This window comes from Mycobacterium sp. NGS48 (genome assembly GCF_059812585.1).
On record NZ_JCALCY010000002.1, the window covers coordinates 13,225 to 33,061 of the forward strand.

Below are 19,837 nucleotides of genomic sequence, written 5' to 3' on the forward strand. Positions count from 1 at the left end.
GGCGGGTCACACTGGCCGACGGCTAGAACCCGAACAACGGCGGCAGCGCGAGTATCACGACCAGGCTCCACACGAAGTGGGTCAGTATCGGCGCCAGTACCCCGCCGGTCGCGCGGCGCTCCAACGCACACACCGCACCGAGAATGATCGCCGCGAATCCCAGCATCAGATTTTGGCTGGCCAGCGTGGCGACGACGTAGATGACCGTCGAGATGACTACCGGATGATGTCGACTCAACGCGGTGTACAGCGCCCCGCGGTAGAACAATTCCTCGGCGATAGCACCGAGCAGCGCGATGGCCAAAGTCAGCCGCCACGAGCCCTGTTCGGCGAATTGAAAGACCCTGGTGATCAGATCCGAAACGGCCGGAATCTGTTTGGCGATAACCCCTCCGAGCACGAACACACCGCCGAGCACCAAGCCGGTGGTGCTGCCGGTGATCACCGGGCGCTGGTTGCGGCCGCGCCAGCAGATGCCGCCCAGATGGAGCGGTCCGGAGGCAAACGCGCCGACCAGCCACACCGCGCTCAACGCCAGCGTCAGCCAGTAGAAACTCGCTTCGCCGGGACGCCGGGTCATGGAGAGTCCCAGCACCACCGCACCGAGTACCAGCACGATCGCGACCACGATGCGCCGCCTGCGCACCACCGACGGCGGTTCATGGTGCGGTACCGCGACATTGGTGATCGCGCCGCGGATCTCCTGCAACGCGCTGGTGTGCGGGCGAGTACTGAGGTCGGTCATGCAAGATGCCCCTTCGGGGTCAGAGTGATCAGTATGTCGAGGCCGGTTCGCAGCGCTCCGGCGATCGGGCCGGGGACCGCGTTCACCAGCCCAAGACCAGACCGTGCTATCGGCGGTGTCACAGCTTTGGCGAGCCGCCGGATGCGCAACGTGTCACCGCCGGCCCACACCGGATCGCTGTCGGCGAGGTGATGCGGGTCGGCCAGCGCGTTGACCGGGCGCGGTCGGCGCTTGGACAACGCTCGGGTGATGGCTTCGTCGACACCGATCAGTCCGCCGGGCGGGTCGGGCACCAGATCCCGCAGGCCGGCGCCAGAGGCCCGCATCGGGTGATCCAGCGATTCGACCAGATCGGCAGCCAACCCGTCGGGCACCGGCAATGCGATCGCCGTGACGCGGGACGCCACTGCGGTGTCCAAACCCCACACCGGCAGACCGGTGTGCCATTTGCCGGAAATGCGCGCATAGGTTTTCAGCAGTTCCCGGTACGACGTGGTGTCGGGGCCGGCGATGTCGTAGGCGCCCGCGGGTACTCGCCCCGGGTCAGCGGCGGCGACGAGGTAGTGCAGCACGTCCCGGATGGAGATCGGGTCCACCGGGTTATCCATCCAGGGCGGTATCGGCATGAGCGGAAACCGGTCGCCGACATAGCGCAGCATCTCGAACGACGTCGAACCGGCGCCCATGATCAGCGCCGCTCCCAGCCACACCACTTCCGGTCCACCGTCGGTGGTGAGCGCTGCGGCCACCTCGGCTCTGCTGGTCAAGTGCTCGGACAAATTGTCGTCATCGGGTACGAAGCCGCCCAGGTAAACGATCCGCTGCACCCCAGCGTCCTTGGCGGCGGCCGCAACATTGGCAGCCGCGCTCTGGTCGACGTCGCGGAAGCCGGGTTGACCGATGGCGTGCACCAGGTAGTAGATGACGTCGATTGGGCCGGCGACAGCCAGCGCCGCGCGCGTCGAGGCGGGATCGGAGGCATCCAGAGCAACCGCTGTGATGTCGTCGACCCAGCCGAACTGGCCCAGGCGCGCCGGGTCACGGGTCGCGGCGAATACATGGTGGCCTTCCGCGAGCAGCGCCGTAACCAGGCGCGATCCGATGTAGCCAGTGGCACCTGTCACAAGAATCCGCACAACCCCCAACCTAGCGATGATGGCGGTGCCGGTGGGGTGGAAACGTGCGCCGAGTAATCGGCTGGTGGCCGCCGCGATATTTTTGCGCAGACTGTTGTGCCGTCGGATACAGCTGAGTTCCGCTGCGAGACAACGACTTGACCGTCGTCGCATTACACACATGTGCAATTGTTTGGCTGAACTAACAATGCGCCAGTAACGTACTGCCCTACATGGATAATGACATGATGCGCCCCGAGACCTCTGGGCTGCGCGTACCGACGGCCAATACGCCGGCAGCCCCATCTCTCACGGCAGTGGCAATCCAATTTCCGCCGCACTTCAGCAGTCAGGACGACATAGCCTCCGCGGTGACCGGCTTCGGCGGTGCTGAGTTCGCCCGGTTCACCGCCAGCAGCGGAGTCGCGTCGCGCCACCACGCGCTGCCACTGTCGCGCTACGCCGAACTGAGCGGCTTCACCGAGGCCAACGACGCCTTTCTCGAGGTCGCCCTGGATCTCGGCGAGCAGGCGCTGCTGTCGGCGTTCGATGCCGCCAAAGTCAGACCTTCCGAGGTCGATATCGTCTTGTCGACGACGGTGACCGGGCTTGCGGTGCCCACCCTGGAGGCGCGATTGGCCACCCGGGTCGGCCTTCGCCCTGACGTCAAACGGCTGCCACTGTTCGGGCTGGGTTGTGTGGCCGGCGCCGCCGGGATCGCCCGGATCTCCGACTATCTGCGCGCCTACCCCGATCAGGTGGCGGCGCTGCTGGCCGTCGAACTCTGCTCGCTGACCATCCAGCGAGATGACCATTCGATGGCCAATCTGGTCGCCTCCAGCCTCTTTGGCGACGCCGCAGGCGTCGTCATCGCCAAAGGGTCCGATCGGCCGGCTGCTGGGCCACGGGTACTGGCCACCCGCAGCCGCATCTACCCCGACACCGAGGACGTGATGGGCTGGAACATCGGCGCCGAGGGGTTCAAGATCGTTTTGTCCGTCGAGGTCGCCACCGTCGCGGAGAAGTACCTGGGCGAAGACGTCCGCCAGTTCCTCAGCGACAACGGACTGACCACCTCCGACATCTCGACCTGGGTTTGTCACCCGGGCGGTCCACGGGTGATCGATGCCGTCGAAAATGTCCTGGACCTGCCCGCCGATGCCCTGGATCACACCCGGAATTCGTTGCGCACCAACGGCAACCTCTCCTCGGTATCCGTGCTCGACGTGCTTCGGGCCAACATGGCCGATCCGCCGCCGCAGGGATCGCTGGGGCTGATGATCGCCATGGGCCCGGCCTTCTGCTCTGAACTCGTGCTGCTCGGCTGGTAGATCGTGTACTACCTGCTGATCCTGGCGATCGGCATCGAGCGACTGGTCGAGCTGGTCATCTCCAAGCGCAACGCGCGCTGGGCTTTCGCACACGGCGGTAAAGAGTTCGGCCGCAAGCACTACCCGGTGATGGTCACCGTCCACGCCGCCCTGCTGCTCGGCTGTGTCCTCGAGGTGTGGGCACTGCATCGGCCGTTCGTCGGCTGGCTCGGCTGGCCGATGCTGGCGGTGGTGGCAACCAGCCAGGTCTTGCGCTGGTGGTGCGTGGCAACGCTGGGCCGTCGCTGGAATACCTTGGTCATCGTCGTGCCGCACGCGCCATTGGTGCGACGAGGGCCCTACCGATGGCTGCACCATCCGAACTATCTGGCTGTGGTCGCCGAGGGCGTGGCCCTGCCGTTGGTGCATTCGGCGTGGCTGACCGCAGCCGCATTCACACTCGCCAACGCAGCGCTGCTGAGTGTGCGAATCCGGGTGGAAAACCAGGCGCTGGGTTACGCATCGTGACGCGCGCCGGCGACGATGCAGAGCGCAGCGATGAGGAGGAGCGGCGCACATGACGTACGACGCTGATGTGCTGATTGTCGGCGGCGGCCCGGCGGGTCTCGCTACGGCGTTACATGCTCGCAGACAAGGACTTTCGGTGGTGGTGGCTGAGCCGCGAGCGGACCCGATAGATAAGGCCTGCGGTGAGGGTTTGATGCCCGGCGGTCTGGCCGAACTCAAATCACTTGGCGTAGATCCCGCGGGTCTGCCGTTCCGCGGCATCGCGTATGTGAGCGAACACCGGCGGGCCGAGGCACGCTTTCGCGACGGTCCCGGCCGCGGCGTGCGACGCACCACCCTCCATTCGGCGTTAACGGCCCGCGCCAAAGAGCAAGATACCGAATGGATTTCGACCCGGGTCGACAGCGTCGAGCAGGACGCCACCGGCGTGATCGCAGCCGGAGTGCGCGCAAAGTGGTTGGTGGCAGCCGACGGCCTGCATTCAGCGGTGCGTCGCGCCGTCGGGATCACGGCGGTTGCCGGTCGGCCGCGACGGTACGGCGTGCGCCGGCACTACGCGGTGCCGGCATGGTCGGAATTCGTCGAGGTGTACTGGTCGCGGTGGGGCGAGGCGTACGTGACGCCGGTCGAGCCGGATCTGGTCGGTGTCGCGATCCTGTGCAATCGCCAACCGGAGCTGGAGTGGTTCCCCCGACTGGCAGGCCGACTACGCGGCGCCCAGCCCGGACGAGCCCGCGGCTGTGGTCCGCTGCGTCAGGTGGTCTCCCGACGGGTTGCCGGACGAGTGTTATTGGTAGGCGACGCAGCCGGTTACGAGGACGCCCTGACCGGTGAAGGCATCAGCCTGGCGGTCAAGCAGGCCGCCGCAGCGATCAGCGCCATCGTCGACGAGACTCCGTCGTCGTATGAGCAGGCGTGGCGGCGGATCACCCGCGACTACCGCCTGCTCACCCGCGCACTGATATTGAGCACCGTCGTGCGTCCGGCCCGGCGTGCCATCGTCCCGGCTGCCAAAGCCCTGCCCGGCGTTTTCCGGCAGGCGGTGAACACGCTGGCGCAGTAGTTCGCGGTCCGCTAGCGAGCCTTCCAGACCGGTGGGCGCTTCTGGGCGAACGCCAGCGGCCCTTCTTTGGCGTCTTCTGATTTCAGCAGCGTGCCGAATTCACGCGTGGTTCGGGCCCAGGCCGGTTCCTCCCCGGGTATGACACCGTCGTCGGCACCATAAGCGATCCGCTTGCTGGCCTGCACCGACAGCGGCGCGTTCACGGTGACCCGCTCAGCCAACGCCAGCGCGGCCTCCAGCACGGTGCCGTCCGGCACAACTTGGTTGATCAGGCCCCACTTGGCGGCCTGGGCCGCAGTGATCGGCTCACCGGTCAGCAGCATCTCGAGGCCGACTTTGCGGGGCAGCTGGTCGACGATCCGAAACACTCCGCCGGCGCCGGCGATCAGACCCACCTTCACCTCGGGCAGCCCGAACTGCGCGCGCTCCTCGGCGACCACCAAGTCGCTGGCCAGCGCCAGCTCGGTGCCACCGCCAAGGGCGGTGCCGTTGACCGCGGCGATCGTGGGCTTGTCGATGAAGTGGTGCACGTAGCCGGCGAATCCCCACTCACCGTGGTCGGGGTGATAGAGGTTCTCCCGACGCGCGATCGCCTTGAGATCGGCTCCGGCGCAAAACGATTTGTCGCCGGCGCCGGTAATGACGACCGCACGCACCTCGGCGTCGTTTTGCGCCTGTTCCAGCGCGTCGCCGACTGCGGTACTCACTGCGCCGTTGACGCAGTTGCGGGCCTCAGGCCGGTTGATCGTGATGACCAAGACGTTGCCGCGGCGCTCGGAGAGCGCCGCCGCATCCGTCACAGCAATTCCAGAATGGTGGCGTTGGCCTGTCCGCCGCCCTCGCACATCGTCTGGAGTCCGTAGCGAATTCCGTTGTCCCGCATGTGGTACAGCAGCGTCGTCATCAGCCGCGCCCCGGATCCGCCGAGTGGATGGCCGAGTGCGATCGCCCCGCCCTTGGGATTGAGCTTCTTCTCGTCGGCGCCGATGTCTTTCAGCCAAGCCAACGGCACCGGCGCGAACGCCTCGTTGACCTCGTAAGCACCGATTTCGTCCAGGTTCAGCCCGGAGCGCTTCAGCGCTTTCTGGGTCGCCGGGATCGGACCGGTCAGCATGATCACCGGGTTGGAGCCGGCCAGCGTCGCGGTGTGCACCTTGGCGATCGGCTTGAGCCCCAACGACTTCGCCTTCTCCGCCGACATGAACAGCAGCGCAGCCGAACCGTCGGAGATCTGGCTGGAATTACCGGCGTGGATCACGCCGTCCTCTTTGAAGGCCGGCTTGAGCTGGGCCATCTTCTCCATCGGTGTGCCGCGGCGGATACCTTCGTCTTTAAGAACCGTGTTGCCATCCTGGTCCTTGATGGCAACGATCTCATCGTCGAATGCCCCGGAATCTTGTGCAGCAGCGGCCTTTTCGTGGGAGTCGAGGGAGAACTGGTCGAGCGTGGCGCGGTCGAATCCCCACTGCTCGGCGATCATCTCGGCGCCGATGCCCTGGTTCGGGACCGCGCCATCGTAGCGGTCCAGGAAGCTCTGCGGGAACGGCCTGCCGCCGCCGGCGAGCGACGAACCCATCGGCACCCGCGACATCGACTCCACACCGCCGGCCACGACGACGTCGTAGTGACCGGCGACCACGCCCGCGGCGGCGAAGTGCACCGACTGCTGGCTGGACCCACATTGGCGATCGACGGTGACACCCGGCACACTCTCGGGCCAGCCGGCCGTCAGCAACGCGGTGCGACCGATGTCGAGGGCTTGCTCACCGGCCTGCATGACACATCCCCAGATCACGTCGTCGACGAGCTCGGGGTCGACGCCGGCCTTCCCGACGAGCCCGTTGAGCACCTGGGCGGACAGGTCGGCGGGATGCACCCCGGACAGACCACCGTTGCGTTTGCCGATCGGTGAGCGCACCGCTTCGACGATGACGGCTTCAGCCATGACGTTCTCCTTTGACTCGTGTGCCTCGATTGTTGACCACGGCGCCGGGCGGGGCGGGAGCGGGGTTGCCGGGTAGCGTCGGCGGCATGGCACGCATCGTCGTCATCGGCGGCCACGGCAAGGTCGCCTCGCATCTGGCCCGAATCCTGACCGAGCGCGGCGACGCGCTGACGTCGGTTTTCCGCAATCCCGACCACGCCGAGGAAGTGGCCCGTACCGGCGCCACACCCGTCGTCGCCGACATCGAGCAGCTCGACACCGACGCCCTGGCCGACCTGGTGGCCGGGCATGACGCGGTGGTCTTCTCCGCCGGTGCCGGCGGCGGCAATCCGGCCCGCACCTACGCCGTCGACCGCGACGCCGCCGTCCGGGTCATCGACGCCGCCGCCAAGGCCGGAGTTCGGCGCTTTGTGATGGTGTCGTACTTCGGGGCCGGCCCCGACCACGGTGTGCCGCAAGACGATCCGTTCTTTCCCTATGCCGAGGCCAAGGCAGCCGCCGACGCCCATCTGCGCAGCAGTGATCTCGACTGGACCATACTGGGACCCGGTCGGCTCACCCTCGATCCCGCGACGGGGCGCATCGCCGTCGGTGCCGCGCCGCATGGCCGGAAAGTCACCCGGGAAGACGTCGCGCTGGTGGCGGCGGCTGTGCTGCACGACGACGCGACGATCGGGCGAACCATCGAGTTCAACAACGGCGACGTGCCCATCGTCGAAGCGCTGGCCGCCGACGCGGCGATCGCAAGCGCGGCGAAGCCGGGCGCGGCGGGTCGCCGCCATCAGACCTAGTAGGCTCGATTGCGCAGCTGGTCTGCCGTCGCCGCAAGGTGCCGGCATCGAGCGAGGCATGTTGGCTATGCGTCGCGAGAGGGAACCCGGTGAGAATCCGGGACTGTCCCGCAGCGGTATGCAGGAACGACCGCCGTCTAGAAGCACTGGTCTTGACAATCTGAGACCGGGAAGCGACGGCCATTAGGAGCACCACGCGGGTGCGTGCCTGCGAGTCCGAAGACCTGCCGGCTGTGCCGGACGCGCCGCGTCCGGCGGCTCACCGCCTCGTGGGATGGGCGTTGGCCGTACCGGTTGCCGTGTCCACGGGCGCAGTGCACCCGATCGGCTGTGCGTCCGCTGGCGGTGACCACCACGTCGAGTGAAGGACGAACACGTGACCGCTCAACCGTTTACCGCCACCATCACCGGGTCCCCGCGCATCGGTCCGCGCCGCGAACTCAAACGCGCGACCGAAGGCTACTGGGCCGGCCGGACCAGCCGATCCGACCTGGAGTCCGTCGCCGCCACCCTGCGCCGCGACACGTGGGCGGAACTGGCGGCGGCCGGGCTGGACTCCGTCCCGGTGAACACGTTCTCCTACTACGACCAGATGCTCGACACCTCGGTACTGCTCGGCGCGCTGCCGGCCAGGGTCGCGAACGTGGCCGACGAGATGGACCGTTACTTTGCGGCGGCCCGTGGCAACGACAACGTCGCGCCACTGGAGATGACCAAGTGGTTCGACACCAACTACCACTACCTGGTTCCCGAGATCGCGCCCGGCTCCCGATTCGAGCTGCATCCCGACAAGGTGCTCGCCGAGCTGAAAGAGGCCCGCGACCAAGGGATTCCAGCCCGGCCGGTAGTCATCGGCCCGATCACGTTCCTGCTGCTGAGCAAGCCGGTGGATGGTGCCGGCGCACCGATCGAACGCCTCGACGAACTGATCCCGGTGTACACCGAGTTGCTGTCGCTGCTGGCCGACAACGGCGCGCAGTGGGTGCAGTTGGACGAGCCGGCGCTGGTGACCGATGCCGCGGCCGACGCGGCCGCGCTGGCCGAACGGGTCTACACCGCGTTGGGCTCGGTGGGCAGGCGGCCGGCGATCCATGTCGCCACCTACTTCGGCGATCCCGGCGCTGCGCTGCCTGCACTGGCGCGCACGCCGGTCGAGGCCATCGGCGTGGACCTGGTCCGCGGCGCCGATGCGGAGCTGGCATCGATTCCCGAGCTGGCCGGTAAGACGCTGGTCGCCGGAATCGTCAACGGCCGCAACATCTGGCGCACCGACCTGGAGTCCGCGCTGAGCCGGCTGGCGACGCTGCTGGGGTCGGCGCAGTCAGTTGCGGTGTCGACGTCGTGCTCGACCCTGCATGTCCCCTACTCGCTGGCCTTGGAAGAGGGTGCCACCGATCTGGACGACAACCTGCGCAGCTGGCTGGCGTTTGGCACCGAGAAGGTGCACGAGGTCGTCACGCTGGCACGTGCGCTGCGCGACGGCCGCGAGGCGGTGGCCGACGAGATCGCGGCGTCGGCCGCCGCGGTGGCCTCGCGCCGTTCGGATCCGCGGCTGCACAACGGCCAGATCCGTGCCCGCATCGACTCGATCGTCGCATCGGGCAATCAACGTGGACCCGCTGCCGAGCGTCGCAGCAGCCAACAGGAACGGCTGCAGCTGCCGCTGTTGCCCACGACGACGATCGGCTCCTACCCGCAGACCTCGGCGATTCGCAAGGCCCGGGCGGCCTTGCGGGCCGGCGAGATCGACCAGAGCGAGTACGTCACGCGGATGAAGTCCGAGATCGCCGACGTCATCGCCCTGCAGGAGCAACTCGGCCTCGACGTGCTGGTGCACGGCGAGCCGGAACGCAACGACATGGTGCAGTACTTTGCCGAACAGCTCGACGGATTCTTCGCCACCCAGAACGGCTGGGTGCAGTCCTACGGCAGCCGCTGCGTGCGCCCGCCGATCCTCTACGGCGACGTGGCCCGTCCGCAGCCGATGACGGTCGACTGGATCACGTACGCGCAGTCGCTGACCGAGAAACCGATCAAGGGCATGCTGACCGGCCCGGTGACCATCCTGGCGTGGTCGTTCGTCCGCGACGACCAGCCGCTGGCCGACACCGCCAAACAGGTTGCGCTGGCGATCCGTGACGAGACGGTGGATCTGCAGTCGGCGGGCATCGGGGTCATCCAGGTCGACGAACCCGCGCTGCGGGAGTTGTTGCCGCTGCGGCGCGCCGATCAGGACGCCTACCTGCAGTGGGCGGTCGGCGCGTTCCGGTTGGCGACGTCCGGCGTCGCCGACTCGACGCAGATCCACACTCATCTGTGCTATTCGGAGTTCGGTGAAGTGATCGGGGCGATCGCCGATCTGGACGCCGATGTGACGTCCATCGAGGCGGCCCGCTCGCACATGGAGGTGCTCGACGACCTCAACGCGGTCGGCTTCGCCAACAGCGTGGGCCCGGGCGTCTACGACATCCACTCGCCGCGAGTGCCGGCCGAGTCGGAGATCGCGACATCACTGCAAGCAGCGCTGAAAGCCGTTCCCGCGGAGCGGCTGTGGGTCAATCCCGACTGTGGCCTGAAGACGCGCAGTATCGACGAGGTGAAGGCATCGCTGCAACACATGGTGAGCGCAGCGGAAGAAGTCCGAGCGGGCACCTAGCCCGCGCGAGCGTAACGCCACGGCGAGATTTCGGTGCGCATTTCGCCGTGGCGTTACGCTCGGTGCAGTTCGCCGGAGATTACCTGCACCGGGATGTCGTCATCCCACGGCTGGCGGGTCACCATATCGGCGACGCACACGTAGCCGCGCTCGAACTCGCCGGTGGCGGCGTCGACCAGTCGATACTGCTGGGTCTGGCGGTGGATCGGCTGGGCGTCGAGCATCACGATGCGCACCTCGCCGGCTTTGAAGTGGCAACGCTTGTGCAGCGCCGCGACCAGCTGCTCGTTGCTGAAGTGCCCGTCGCCGAAGTTCCAGCCGATGGCGGTGCTGGTGATCCGCTCACCGTCGGTGAGGACGTAGTCGTCCTCGTTCTGGCCGGCCATGGCGCGGTGCGCCAAGGTGAACAGGGCCCGGCCGTGAGTGTTGAACGCGCGGAACGCATATCCCATGTACATCGGGATCTGGGCGGCTTCTTTGCTGCCGTAGAACTTCTCCAGTTGGGCGGCGGGCATGCTGGCGATCGCCACGATGCCCTTGCCGATTTTCTCGTCGGCGGAGGGCTTGACGCACCACAGCGTGGTGTCCCAGTTGCCGGCGTAATAGCGCATGCCCGGCAGGAAGGACACCTTGCGGGGGAACAGGTTTCCGAGCGCCACGGTCCCTGCGACGACGGCGAACAGCAGTATCGGCAGCGGGGTGCTCAGGTCGCTCAGCCCGACTGAGGGGTGGCCGACGAACAGCGCCAGCACGCAATACATCATGAAGACGTTCCACTCCAACGGCACGCCCATCGGAATCGCCGACAGGATGCCCCAGTGGAAGCACAGCATGACGAACGCGGCGATTGCCGTGGGCCAGCCGCCGTGGCTGAAGAACAGCACCAACGGCACCAGTCCCTCGATCACCGTGGAAAAATGCGCGAGCCAGCGCGACCGCCGGCCCGGGCGCAAATCGTCCGGAAAGTGTTCGAAGAACTTCCGTTTCATCGACCGCGAGCGAAACAAGGGGTTGTTGCTCATCATCGTCGAGATGACGAACGGGAAGTGCTTGTTGAGTTTCGACGTCGCGGCGCCCAGCCAGATGACCAGGCACACCAGTTTGGCGCCCAGGATCATGTCCACGCCGTAGCCGGTGAACAGGAAGGCGACGGTGAACGAGGCATACACCTCGCCGCGGGCGGCCAGGAAGATGACTTTGTCGCGCAGGCCGAGCACTGCCAGCACGCCCAGCACCGCCCAGATCTGCCAGGCAGGCAGCACGCCGACCGTCGTCCCCAGCGCCGGGGCCGGGCCGGTGCCGTCAGAGAAGAGTGCGATGAGAAGGAGCACCAGTAGCGCGCCGTAGAGCAGTGCGTCGAATGGGGTGCGCCCGTCGCCTTTGGTCAGCGGTATTCGATCCGGCCACGGCGGCAGCCGGATCGTGCCGGGCCGCAGCCAGTACAGGATCGAGCCCATCGGCGGAAAGAATCGGTTGTTCAGCGGCCCGAACCCGCAGCCCAGGCCGACCACCTCGAACAGCATCGTGTACAGCACGACCTTCTCGAACACGATCGGCTCGGCGTACCAGTGCGCGACGTTGGTGAACCCGTCGATGCCGCTGGTGGTCAACGCGATTAGCCAGGCCGCCAGGATGTAGAGCCCGATCTTGACGACGTAGAACAGGTGCAGCAGCACCGGCGTGCCGAAGCCGACCTCGGCCCAATGCCGGGCCATCGGGATGATCTTCTCAGCGCGGGTGCCCTTGCTCCACTCCGCGAGGTCGATTTGCGGGGTGTCCTGTTTGAGAAATCCCATGACGCCTAAGACTAGAACGTGTTCTAGGCCGATGGGTAAAGTTCTTGACTACTACCGTCCGTAGTAGTAGAACGGAGGGAAGGTTGGCCGACGGGCGGTGATCGTGACGATCGAACAGATCCAGCAGCAACGGGACGACGCGGTTCGGTACCTGCCTTGCGCCGCACTCGCATTCGCGCTCGGCTTTTCGATACACGGCGTCGACCATGTGCTCCGCGGCATGTCCGCTTCACCGCCGTTCATCATGGCCGCCGGCATGGTCCAGGGGTTATTCGTCGTGCTGGCGATCGCGATGGTGGCAATGAATCGCCCTCGTGCACCGCTGGCGGCAATCGCGGTCGGGTTCGGAAGCGCAGTGGGATTTACCTATGCGCACTTGTTGCCGACCTTTCTGCCGGGTTACCAGGACAGCTTCGTCTCGGCGCCGCACCTCAACGTAACGTGGTTTTCGTGGTTCAGTGCTTTGGCCGAGATCGGCACGGGCATCGTCGTCGGGATCGTCGGCGTGCGGGAGGTGAACAATGCCAGGGACCCTCTTCTTCGACGGTAAATGCGGAATGTGCACCAGGGCGGTGGATTGGATCCTGAAGCTCAATCGGACGGGAGGCCTGCGGACCGAACCACTGCAGGGCCCGGGGGTCGCTGAGCGACTGGGCATTCCGCCGTCACAGCTGCTGGATTCGGCCCGGTGGCAAGGCGAGTCGGGAACGATTTACTCCGGCGCGGAGGCGATGAATGCGGCGGTGTCGACTGGGCTTGGCAACAGGCTGCCGCTACTGCTCTATCGCTTGCCTGGTATTCGCCACCTCGAAGACGCTATCTATCGATGGGTCGTTGCGCACCGCTACCGATTTCCCGGCACAACGCCGTATTGCGAATCACACCCCGCCGGTTGCTGACTCGCTCAACGCAGGACCACCAGCAGATCCCCGCCTTCGACTTGGGTGGTGGCCGATACGACGACGCGTTCGACGGTTCCGGCCTCGGGTGCCGTGATAGCGGCCTCCATTTTCATGGCTTCGATGGTGGCGATGGTCTGCCCGGAATCGACCTTTGCGCCGGCAGTCACGATTACCGTGACGACCCCGGCGAAGGGCGCGGCAATGTGCTTCGGGTTGCCGCGATCGGCTTTCTCGGCCACCGCCACATCAACGGCAACACTGCGGTCACGCACCAGTACGGGCCGCAGTTGTCCGTTGAGGATGCACATCACTGTGCGCATGCCACGCTCGTCGGCGTCCGAGATCGCTTCCAAGCCGATGAGCAACTCGACGCCCTTTTCCAGTCGCACCCGGTGTTCCTCGCCGTAGCGCAGACCGTAGAAGAACTGGTTGGCGCTCAATTGTGACGTGTCGCCGAATTCCTCGCGGTGAGTGAGAAATTCGCGGGTGGGTCCGGGAAACAGCAGCCTGTTCAGGGTTGCCTGACGCGCGGCGCCCGGCAGCGACAGTCCGGCTGCGTCGTCGGCCGTCAGCTCTTCTTCGTCCTTTTTCTCGCGGCGCCCTTCAAGAGCCTTGCTGCGCAACGGTTCCGGCCAGCCGGCGGCGGGCTCACCGAGATCGCCGCGTAGGAACCCGATCACCGAATCGGGGACATCATGGCGTGCCGGAGTTGCCGCAAAATCGTCGGCCGACACACCGGCACCCACCAATGCCAACGCCAGATCGCCGACCACCTTGCTCGACGGCGTGACCTTGACCAGTCGCCCCAACAACCGATCCGCCGCGGCATAGTTGGCCTCGATCTCCTCGAACCGGTCGCCCAGCCCAAGTGCGATCGCCTGCTGGCGCAGGTTCGACAATTGCCCGCCGGGGATCTCATGGGTGTAGACACGTCCGGTTGGGGCGGCCAGACCCGATTCAAACGGGCGGTACACCCTGCGCAGGGCCTCCCAGTACGGCTCCAGATCGCAGACGGCCGGCAAGGACAAGCCGGTGTCGTAGTCGGTGTGCGCCGCCGCGGCCACGATCGAACTCAATGCGGGCTGGCTGGTGGTCCCGGCCAAAGGTGCAGCAGCACCATCGACGGCATCGGCGCCGGCATGCCAGGCCGCTACGTAGGTGGCCAGCTGACCGCCTGGGGTGTCGTGCGTGTGCACGTGCACGGGCAGGTCAAAGCGCGACTTCAGTGCGGACACCAGGGTGGCCGCGGCGGGCGCCCGCAGCAGACCGGCCATGTCCTTGACCGCCAGCACATGCGCACCCGCCTCGACAATCTGCTCGGCCAGCTTCAGGTAATAGTCCAGCGTGTACAGGTTCTCCGCCGGATCGCTTAGGTCAGCGGTGTAGGACAACGCGACCTCGGCGACGGCCGACCCGGTCTCGCGGACAGCGTCGATGGCCGGACGCATCGAGTCGACATTGTTCAGCGCGTCGAAGATCCGGAAGATGTCGACACCGGTAGCCGCCGCCTCATCCACAAACGCGGCCGTCACGCTCGCTGGGTAGGGCGTATACCCGACCGTGTTGCGTCCCCGCAACAGCATCTGCAAACAGATATTGGGGAGGGCTTCACGCAGCGCTGCCAGCCGCTCCCACGGGTCTTCCTTCAAGAACCGCAGTGCGACATCGTAAGTCGCCCCGCCCCAGCACTCGACCGACAGCAGCTGCGGCATCGAGCGCGCGATATAAGGCGCTACCTTCAACAGGCCGGTCGTACGTACCCGGGTGGCCAGCAACGACTGGTGCGCGTCACGGAAGGTGGTGTCGGTGACCGCGACAGCGCGAGAGTCGCGCAGCCACGCCGCGAATCGTTCCGGTCCGAGGTCGTCCAGACGCTGCTTGGATCCCGACGGCGGGGGAACCGAGATATCGGTATCGGGCAGCTTGTCGTGCGGGTATACCGCCGACGGCCGCTCGCCGTGCGGCCGGTTGACCGTCACATCGGCCAGGTAGTTGAGGATCCTGGTGCCGCGGTCAGCCGACGTGCGCGAAGTCAGCAGCTGTGATCGTTCGTCGATGAATGAGGTGGTGATGTCACCGGCCTGGAAGTCCGGATCGTCCAGAACGGCTTGCAGGAACGGGATGTTCGTCGAGACCCCGCGGATGCGGAACTCGGCCACGGCCCGGCGCGCGCGGTCCACGGCGGTGTCGAAATCGCGGCCGCGACAGGTGAGCTTGATCAGCATAGAGTCGAAGTGAGCGCCGATCTCCGCGCCCAGCGACGTGCCGCCATCCAGCCGGATCCCGGCGCCGCCCGGGGTGCGATAGGTCGTGATGCGGCCGGTGTCCGGCCGGAAATGGTTCGCCGGGTCTTCGGTGGTGATCCGGCATTGTAAGGCGGCGCCGTGCGGGGTGATCGAATGCTGTTCTAGCCCAAGCTCTGCCAGAGTCCGACCGGTGGCGATCTGCAGCTGGGCGGACACCAGGTCGACGTCGGTGATCTCTTCGGTGACGGTGTGCTCCACCTGGATGCGTGGGTTCATCTCGATGAACACGTGCCGCCCATTGCGGTCGAGCAGGAACTCCACGGTGCCGGCGCAGCTGTAGCCGATCTGCTCGGCGAAAGTGACTGCGTCAGCGCAGATCCGATCGCGCACCGTGGGATCCAGGTTCGGTGCGGGCGCAAGCTCGATGACTTTCTGATGGCGCCGCTGCAGACTGCAGTCCCGCTCATGCAGGTGAATGACGTTGCCGTGGTTGTCGGCCAGGATCTGCACTTCGATGTGGCGCGGATGCACCACCGCCTGCTCGAGGAACACCGCGGCATCGCCGAACGCCGACTGGGCCTCCCGGCTGGCGGCTTGGATCGCCTCCGGCAGCGCGCCGGCTTCGAGGACGCGGCGCATGCCGCGGCCGCCGCCGCCGGCCACGGCCTTGACGAACAATGGAAACTGCATTGACTCGGCGGCAGCCACCAGTTCGTCCACCGATACCGAGGGTTTCGAGGACGCCAGGACCGGTAGCCCGGCGGTGCGCGCCGACGCGATCGCCCGGGACTTGTTTCCGGTGAGTTCCAGGACCTTGGCGGTCGGCCCGATGAAGGTGATGTCCGCGGACGCGCAGGCGACCGCCAGTTCCGGATTCTCCGACAGGAAGCCGTAACCGGGATAGATCGCGTCTGCGCCGCACTCCACGGCGGTCGCCACGATCTCGTCGACCGACAGGTACGCCCGAACGGGATGGCCGCGCTGCCCGATTTGGTAGGACTCGTCAGCCTTCAACCGGTGCACCGAGTTACGGTCTTCGTACGGGTAGATCGCGACGGTCGCCACGCCCAACTCGTAGGCCGCGCGGAACGCGCGGATCGCGATCTCCCCGCGATTGGCGACGAGAACCTTGGCGAACACAGCCTTAGGACAGACTGCGCTGCGGCAAGCCCGAATATTGCGACAGCGGCCGGATGAGCGCGTTAGCACCGGCCTGCTCGATGATATGGGCGGTCCAACCGGTGATGCGGCTCATCACGAACAACGGGGTGAAGCTGGGGATGTCGAATCCCATCAGGTAGTAGGCGGGGCCGGTCGGAAAGTCGAGATTGGGCTTGATCCCAGTCGCCTGGAACATCTCGGTTTCCAAAATGGAGTAGATATCCAACCAGCGCTGGCCGTCGCGCACGGCCGCGACACGTGCCAATGCCTCTTTCATCGTCGGCACCCGCGAGTCCCCGTTTTTGTAGACGCGGTGCCCGAACCCCATGACTTTGTCTTTGCGTGACAGCTTGCCCTTAATCCACTCCGAAGCCTTTGCAGGATCACTGATCTCAATCATATCGTGCATCACCGCCTCGTTGGCGCCGCCGTGCAGCGGACCCTTGAGGGCACCGATCGCCGCGGTGACCGCGCTGTAGATGTCCGACTGAGTCGAGGTCACCACCCGCGCGGCGAACGTTGATGCGTTGAAGCTGTGCTCGGCGTAGAGAATCATCGATTGCTCGAACGCGGACACGACGACCGGTTCGGGAACCTGGCCGAAGCACATGTTCAAGAAATTCTCGGCGTAACCGAGGTGACTGTGTGGTGCGATCGGGTCCAGGCCGCGGCGGCGGCGCATGTCGGCGGCGACGATGGTGGGCAGCACGGCGAACATCCGCAGCGACTTGGCGAAGTTCGCCGATTCGGCGCTGTCATCCTCTTGCGGATCCTCTGCACCGAGGTAGCTGATCGCAGTGCGCACCACGTCCATCGGGTGGCAGGTGTCGGGCAGCTTGGTCAGCAGCGAGAGCATGGAGCGGTCCAGCCGCCGACTGGCACGCTCACGCTGGCTGAACAACGTCAGCTGGGCATCCGTCGGCAGTTCTCCGTGCCATAGCAGGTAGGCCACTTGCTCGAAACTGCAGTGGCTGGCCAGATCCTGGACCGGGTAGCCACGGTAGGTCAGCGAGTTGGTCTCCGGCACCACCTTGGAGATGGCGGTGGTGTCCACGACGACACCGGCCAGGCCCTTGTGAATCTTCGGCTCGGCGGGGGCAACTGAGGTCATTGATCCGCTCCTTTCACGGCGAAGTTGAAGATGTCGTCGTCGTACTGGTTGTAGTCGGCGTAGCGCAGTAAGTCGTAAAGCCTGCTGCGGTGCTGCATGTGGGCCAGCAGGTCGGATTGGGTTCCGGCGGAATCGATTTCGCGGAGGCCGGCTTCAACGGCGAACATGGCCAGCCGCAGCGTCGTGACCGGGTAGATCACGACGTTGTAGCCGATGTCAGAAAGCTGCCGCACGCTCAGCAGCTCCGACTTTCCGAACTCCGTCATGTTGGCCAGCAGCGGCGTGTCCACCGCGGCGCGAAAGCGCTCGAAGTCCGCGGCGTCGGCCAGCGCCTCGGTGAAGATCAGATCGGCGCCGGCGTCGGCGTAGGCGCGGGCACGGTCGATCGCGGCGGACACCCCCTCGATACCCGCGGCGTCGGTGCGGGCGCAGATGACGAAGTTCGGGTCACGTCGTGCCGTCACCGCCGCGCGGATCCGCTTGACCATCTCACTCGTCGGCACAACAGCTTTGCCGTCGAGGTGCCCGCAGCGCTTGGGGTTGACTTGGTCCTCGAGATGGCACCCGGCCAAACCGGCGTCCTCCAGGACGGTGACGGTGCGCGCTGCGTTCATCGGCTCACCGAAACCGGTGTCGGCGTCGATCAGGGTCGGCAGATCCGTGACCGCCGCGATCTGCGCGCCGCGTGCGGTGACTTCGGTCAACGTGGTCAACCCGATGTCGGGCAACCCGAGGTCAGCCGACAGCACCGCGCCGGAAACATAGACGCCCTCGAAGCCGACCTCGGCGACGAGCTTGGCAACCAGTGGTGAAAATGCGCCTGGGAAGCGTTGCAGCTGACCAGATTTGAGTCCGGCGCGCAGCGCCGCGCGTTTGTCGGCGGCACTCGAGGCCGCTCCCAGCAGGCCCGTCATCGAAAGATCCCGGACGGGATAGTCGGCGCCTTATCCAGCACTTCGGGCAGCACCCGCACGTTCAGCGCGCCCAGCTCACCACGCTTCAGGTCAGCGACACTCTCCACGGCGTTCAGGAACCGTTGCCGCTCAGAGGCTTCCACCGCCCCATCGGCAAGCTTGGTGAATTTGCCCACGTACTGTTCGCGCCCGAACGGCCGCGCGCCCAACGGATGCGCATCGGCGACCGCCAGCTCGTCGCTGATCACCTCGCCACTTTTCAGCGTGACTTCCGCTCGTGCCCCGAAGGCCTTCTCGGCAGGGTCGGTCGAGTGATAGCGGCGCGTCCACTCGGGATCTTCGACGGTGGAGATTTTGCGCCACAACTCGATGGTGTCCGGCCGGTGGGCACGCTCGGGCGCATAGGACTGTTCGTGGTCCCAGCTGCCGTCCTGCAACGCGACCGCGAAGATGTACGGCAGCGAGTGGTCAAGGGTTTCCCGCGAGGCGTCCGGGTCGAACTTCTGCGGGTCGCCGGAGCCGGTGCCGATCACGACGTGGGTGTGGTGGCTGGTGTGCAGCACGACCGATGCCACCTGGCTGAGATCACCGATGCGGTCGCGCAGCCGCCTGGCCAGGTCGATCGGCGCCTGGCTCTGATACTCGGCGGAGTGCTCCTTGGTGTAGCTGTCCAGAATCGCCCGTTTGGGTTCGCCGGGGGCCGGCAGCGGCACCTCGTAGACGTGCTCCGGCCCGGACAGCAACCAAGCGATGACGCCGTCCTCGCCCTCCCAGATCGGTGCCGGCGAACCCTCACCGCGCATCGCCCGGTCGACCGCCTCGATCGCCACCTTGGCGGCGTGCGCAGGCGCGAACGCCTTCCAGCTGGAGATCGATCCCTTGCGGGATTGACGGGTCGCCGTTGTCAGGTGCAGCGCCTGCCCGATCGCCTGGTAGATGGTGTCGACGTCGAGCCGCAGCATGGTGCCCAGCCCGGCGGCCACCGACGGGCCCAGGTGCGCGACGTGGTCGATCTTGTGCTCGTGCAAGCAGATTCCGCGGACCAAATCGATCTGGATCTCGTAGGCGGTGGCCAGGCCGCGAATCAGGTCTGCACCGCGCACGCCGAGTTGTTGCGCCACCGCCACCATCGGCGGGATGTTGTCGCCGGGATGCGAGTATTCGACGGCCAGAAATGTGTCGTGGAAATCGAGTTCGCGCACCGCGACACCGTTGGCCCAGGCCGCCCACTCCGCCGAATAGTTGCCGTCGACCCCGAACACGGTGGCACCCGGCCGGGCCCGGTGCACGATGGCCTGCTGGCGAGCTGTGGTGACCGGTCGCCGCAGCACCGACGCGGCGCTGACCGCCGCGTTGTCGATCATGCGGTTGATGACCATCGCCGCGGTCTCGGCAGGCACCGGCACCGGATCGGCGGCGATCTGCGCGATTGTGTAGGCAAGGTGCTCGGTACGCGGAAAATCGTCAGCGCTGCGGCGGGTCCGAACGGGGTAGTTCAACATATTTGCAGCCTACGCACAGATTGCGGCGGGATAAAGATCCTGTAAATGCGTA

General features: G+C 66.2%; 16 protein-coding genes and 1 riboswitch. Of the genes, 7 read left to right on the forward strand and 9 right to left on the reverse strand.

Going from position 1 to position 19,837, the window contains the following annotated elements; translation table 11 throughout:
• Positions 1–22: 22 nt before the first annotated feature.
• Together AC5Y42_RS03690 and AC5Y42_RS03695 are read right to left on the reverse strand one after the other, a co-directional pair.
• Entirely contained in the window at positions 23–745 is a 723-nt protein-coding gene (locus tag AC5Y42_RS03690; RefSeq protein WP_499895900.1) for a CPBP family intramembrane glutamic endopeptidase, read from the reverse strand.
• Positions 742–1,881 carry an NAD(P)H-binding protein gene (locus tag AC5Y42_RS03695; protein WP_499895902.1) on the reverse strand — a complete coding sequence of 380 codons (1,140 nt, stop codon included), beginning with the start codon at positions 1,879–1,881 and terminating at the stop codon, positions 742–744. The genes AC5Y42_RS03690 and AC5Y42_RS03695 overlap by 4 nt, the downstream gene beginning before the upstream one ends.
• 224 nt (positions 1,882–2,105) lie before the next feature.
• Here AC5Y42_RS03695 and AC5Y42_RS03700 point away from each other — a divergent pair, with 224 nt between their 5' ends.
• From AC5Y42_RS03700 to AC5Y42_RS03710, 3 genes are read left to right on the forward strand one after another with little or no spacing between them, the layout of a single operon-like run.
• Entirely contained in the window at positions 2,106–3,191 is a 1,086-nt protein-coding gene (locus AC5Y42_RS03700) for a type III polyketide synthase (protein ID WP_499895904.1), read from the forward strand.
• A gap of 3 nt (positions 3,192–3,194) precedes the next feature.
• Complete coding sequence (locus AC5Y42_RS03705) at positions 3,195–3,698, forward strand: isoprenylcysteine carboxyl methyltransferase family protein (RefSeq protein WP_499895906.1); 504 nt, start codon at positions 3,195–3,197, stop codon at positions 3,696–3,698.
• 49 nt (positions 3,699–3,747) lie between these two features.
• Positions 3,748–4,761, forward strand: a complete 1,014-nt coding sequence (locus tag AC5Y42_RS03710; RefSeq protein WP_499895908.1) for an NAD(P)/FAD-dependent oxidoreductase — start codon at positions 3,748–3,750, stop codon at positions 4,759–4,761.
• Positions 4,762–4,772: 11 nt separating this feature from the next.
• Here AC5Y42_RS03710 and AC5Y42_RS03715 read toward each other — a convergent pair whose 3' ends face one another.
• Both AC5Y42_RS03715 and AC5Y42_RS03720 read right to left on the reverse strand, forming a co-directional pair.
• Positions 4,773–5,561 (reverse strand): enoyl-CoA hydratase-related protein, encoded by a 789-nt coding sequence (locus tag AC5Y42_RS03715; RefSeq protein WP_499895910.1) that lies wholly within the window; start codon positions 5,559–5,561, stop codon positions 4,773–4,775.
• Entirely contained in the window at positions 5,558–6,706 is a 1,149-nt protein-coding gene (locus AC5Y42_RS03720; RefSeq protein WP_499895912.1) for a thiolase family protein, read from the reverse strand. Before AC5Y42_RS03720 ends, AC5Y42_RS03715 begins: the two co-directional genes overlap by 4 nt.
• A gap of 86 nt (positions 6,707–6,792) precedes the next feature.
• Between AC5Y42_RS03720 and AC5Y42_RS03725 the strand changes: the two genes are divergently transcribed.
• Positions 6,793–7,497: an SDR family oxidoreductase gene (locus AC5Y42_RS03725; protein ID WP_499895914.1), complete on the forward strand. Its 705-nt coding sequence runs from the start codon at positions 6,793–6,795 to the stop codon at positions 7,495–7,497.
• A gap of 18 nt (positions 7,498–7,515) precedes the next feature.
• A riboswitch (cobalamin riboswitch) is annotated at positions 7,516–7,743 on the forward strand.
• Between the two features lie 130 nt (positions 7,744–7,873).
• Positions 7,874–10,153: a 5-methyltetrahydropteroyltriglutamate--homocysteine S-methyltransferase gene (gene metE / locus AC5Y42_RS03730; protein WP_499895916.1), complete on the forward strand. Its 2,280-nt coding sequence runs from the start codon at positions 7,874–7,876 to the stop codon at positions 10,151–10,153.
• Positions 10,154–10,206: 53 nt separating this feature from the next.
• Here metE and AC5Y42_RS03735 read toward each other — a convergent pair whose 3' ends face one another.
• Positions 10,207–11,949, reverse strand: a complete 1,743-nt coding sequence (locus tag AC5Y42_RS03735) for a DUF3556 domain-containing protein (protein ID WP_499895918.1) — start codon at positions 11,947–11,949, stop codon at positions 10,207–10,209.
• Between the two features lie 103 nt (positions 11,950–12,052).
• Between AC5Y42_RS03735 and AC5Y42_RS03740 the strand changes: the two genes are divergently transcribed.
• Positions 12,053–12,499, forward strand: a complete 447-nt coding sequence (locus tag AC5Y42_RS03740) for a hypothetical protein (protein ID WP_499895920.1) — start codon at positions 12,053–12,055, stop codon at positions 12,497–12,499.
• Positions 12,471–12,848, forward strand: a complete 378-nt coding sequence (locus AC5Y42_RS03745; RefSeq protein ID WP_499895921.1) for a thiol-disulfide oxidoreductase DCC family protein — start codon at positions 12,471–12,473, stop codon at positions 12,846–12,848. The genes AC5Y42_RS03740 and AC5Y42_RS03745 overlap by 29 nt, the downstream gene beginning before the upstream one ends.
• Positions 12,849–12,853: 5 nt before the next feature.
• Here the strand turns inward: AC5Y42_RS03745 and AC5Y42_RS03750 are convergent, their stop codons facing one another.
• The 4 genes from AC5Y42_RS03750 to prpD are packed head-to-tail and all read right to left on the reverse strand — an operon-like array spanning position 12,854 to position 19,785.
• Complete coding sequence (locus tag AC5Y42_RS03750) at positions 12,854–16,237, reverse strand: pyruvate carboxylase (RefSeq protein WP_499895923.1); 3,384 nt, start codon at positions 16,235–16,237, stop codon at positions 12,854–12,856.
• 4 nt (positions 16,238–16,241) lie between these two features.
• Positions 16,242–17,369, reverse strand: a complete 1,128-nt coding sequence (locus AC5Y42_RS03755) for a bifunctional 2-methylcitrate synthase/citrate synthase (RefSeq protein ID WP_499895925.1) — start codon at positions 17,367–17,369, stop codon at positions 16,242–16,244.
• Complete coding sequence (gene prpB, locus AC5Y42_RS03760) at positions 17,366–18,283, reverse strand: methylisocitrate lyase (RefSeq protein WP_499895927.1); 918 nt, start codon at positions 18,281–18,283, stop codon at positions 17,366–17,368. The genes AC5Y42_RS03755 and prpB overlap by 4 nt, the downstream gene beginning before the upstream one ends.
• Positions 18,280–19,785: a 2-methylcitrate dehydratase PrpD gene (gene prpD / locus AC5Y42_RS03765; protein WP_499895928.1), complete on the reverse strand. Its 1,506-nt coding sequence runs from the start codon at positions 19,783–19,785 to the stop codon at positions 18,280–18,282. The genes prpB and prpD overlap by 4 nt, the downstream gene beginning before the upstream one ends.
• Positions 19,786–19,837 lie beyond the last annotated feature (52 nt).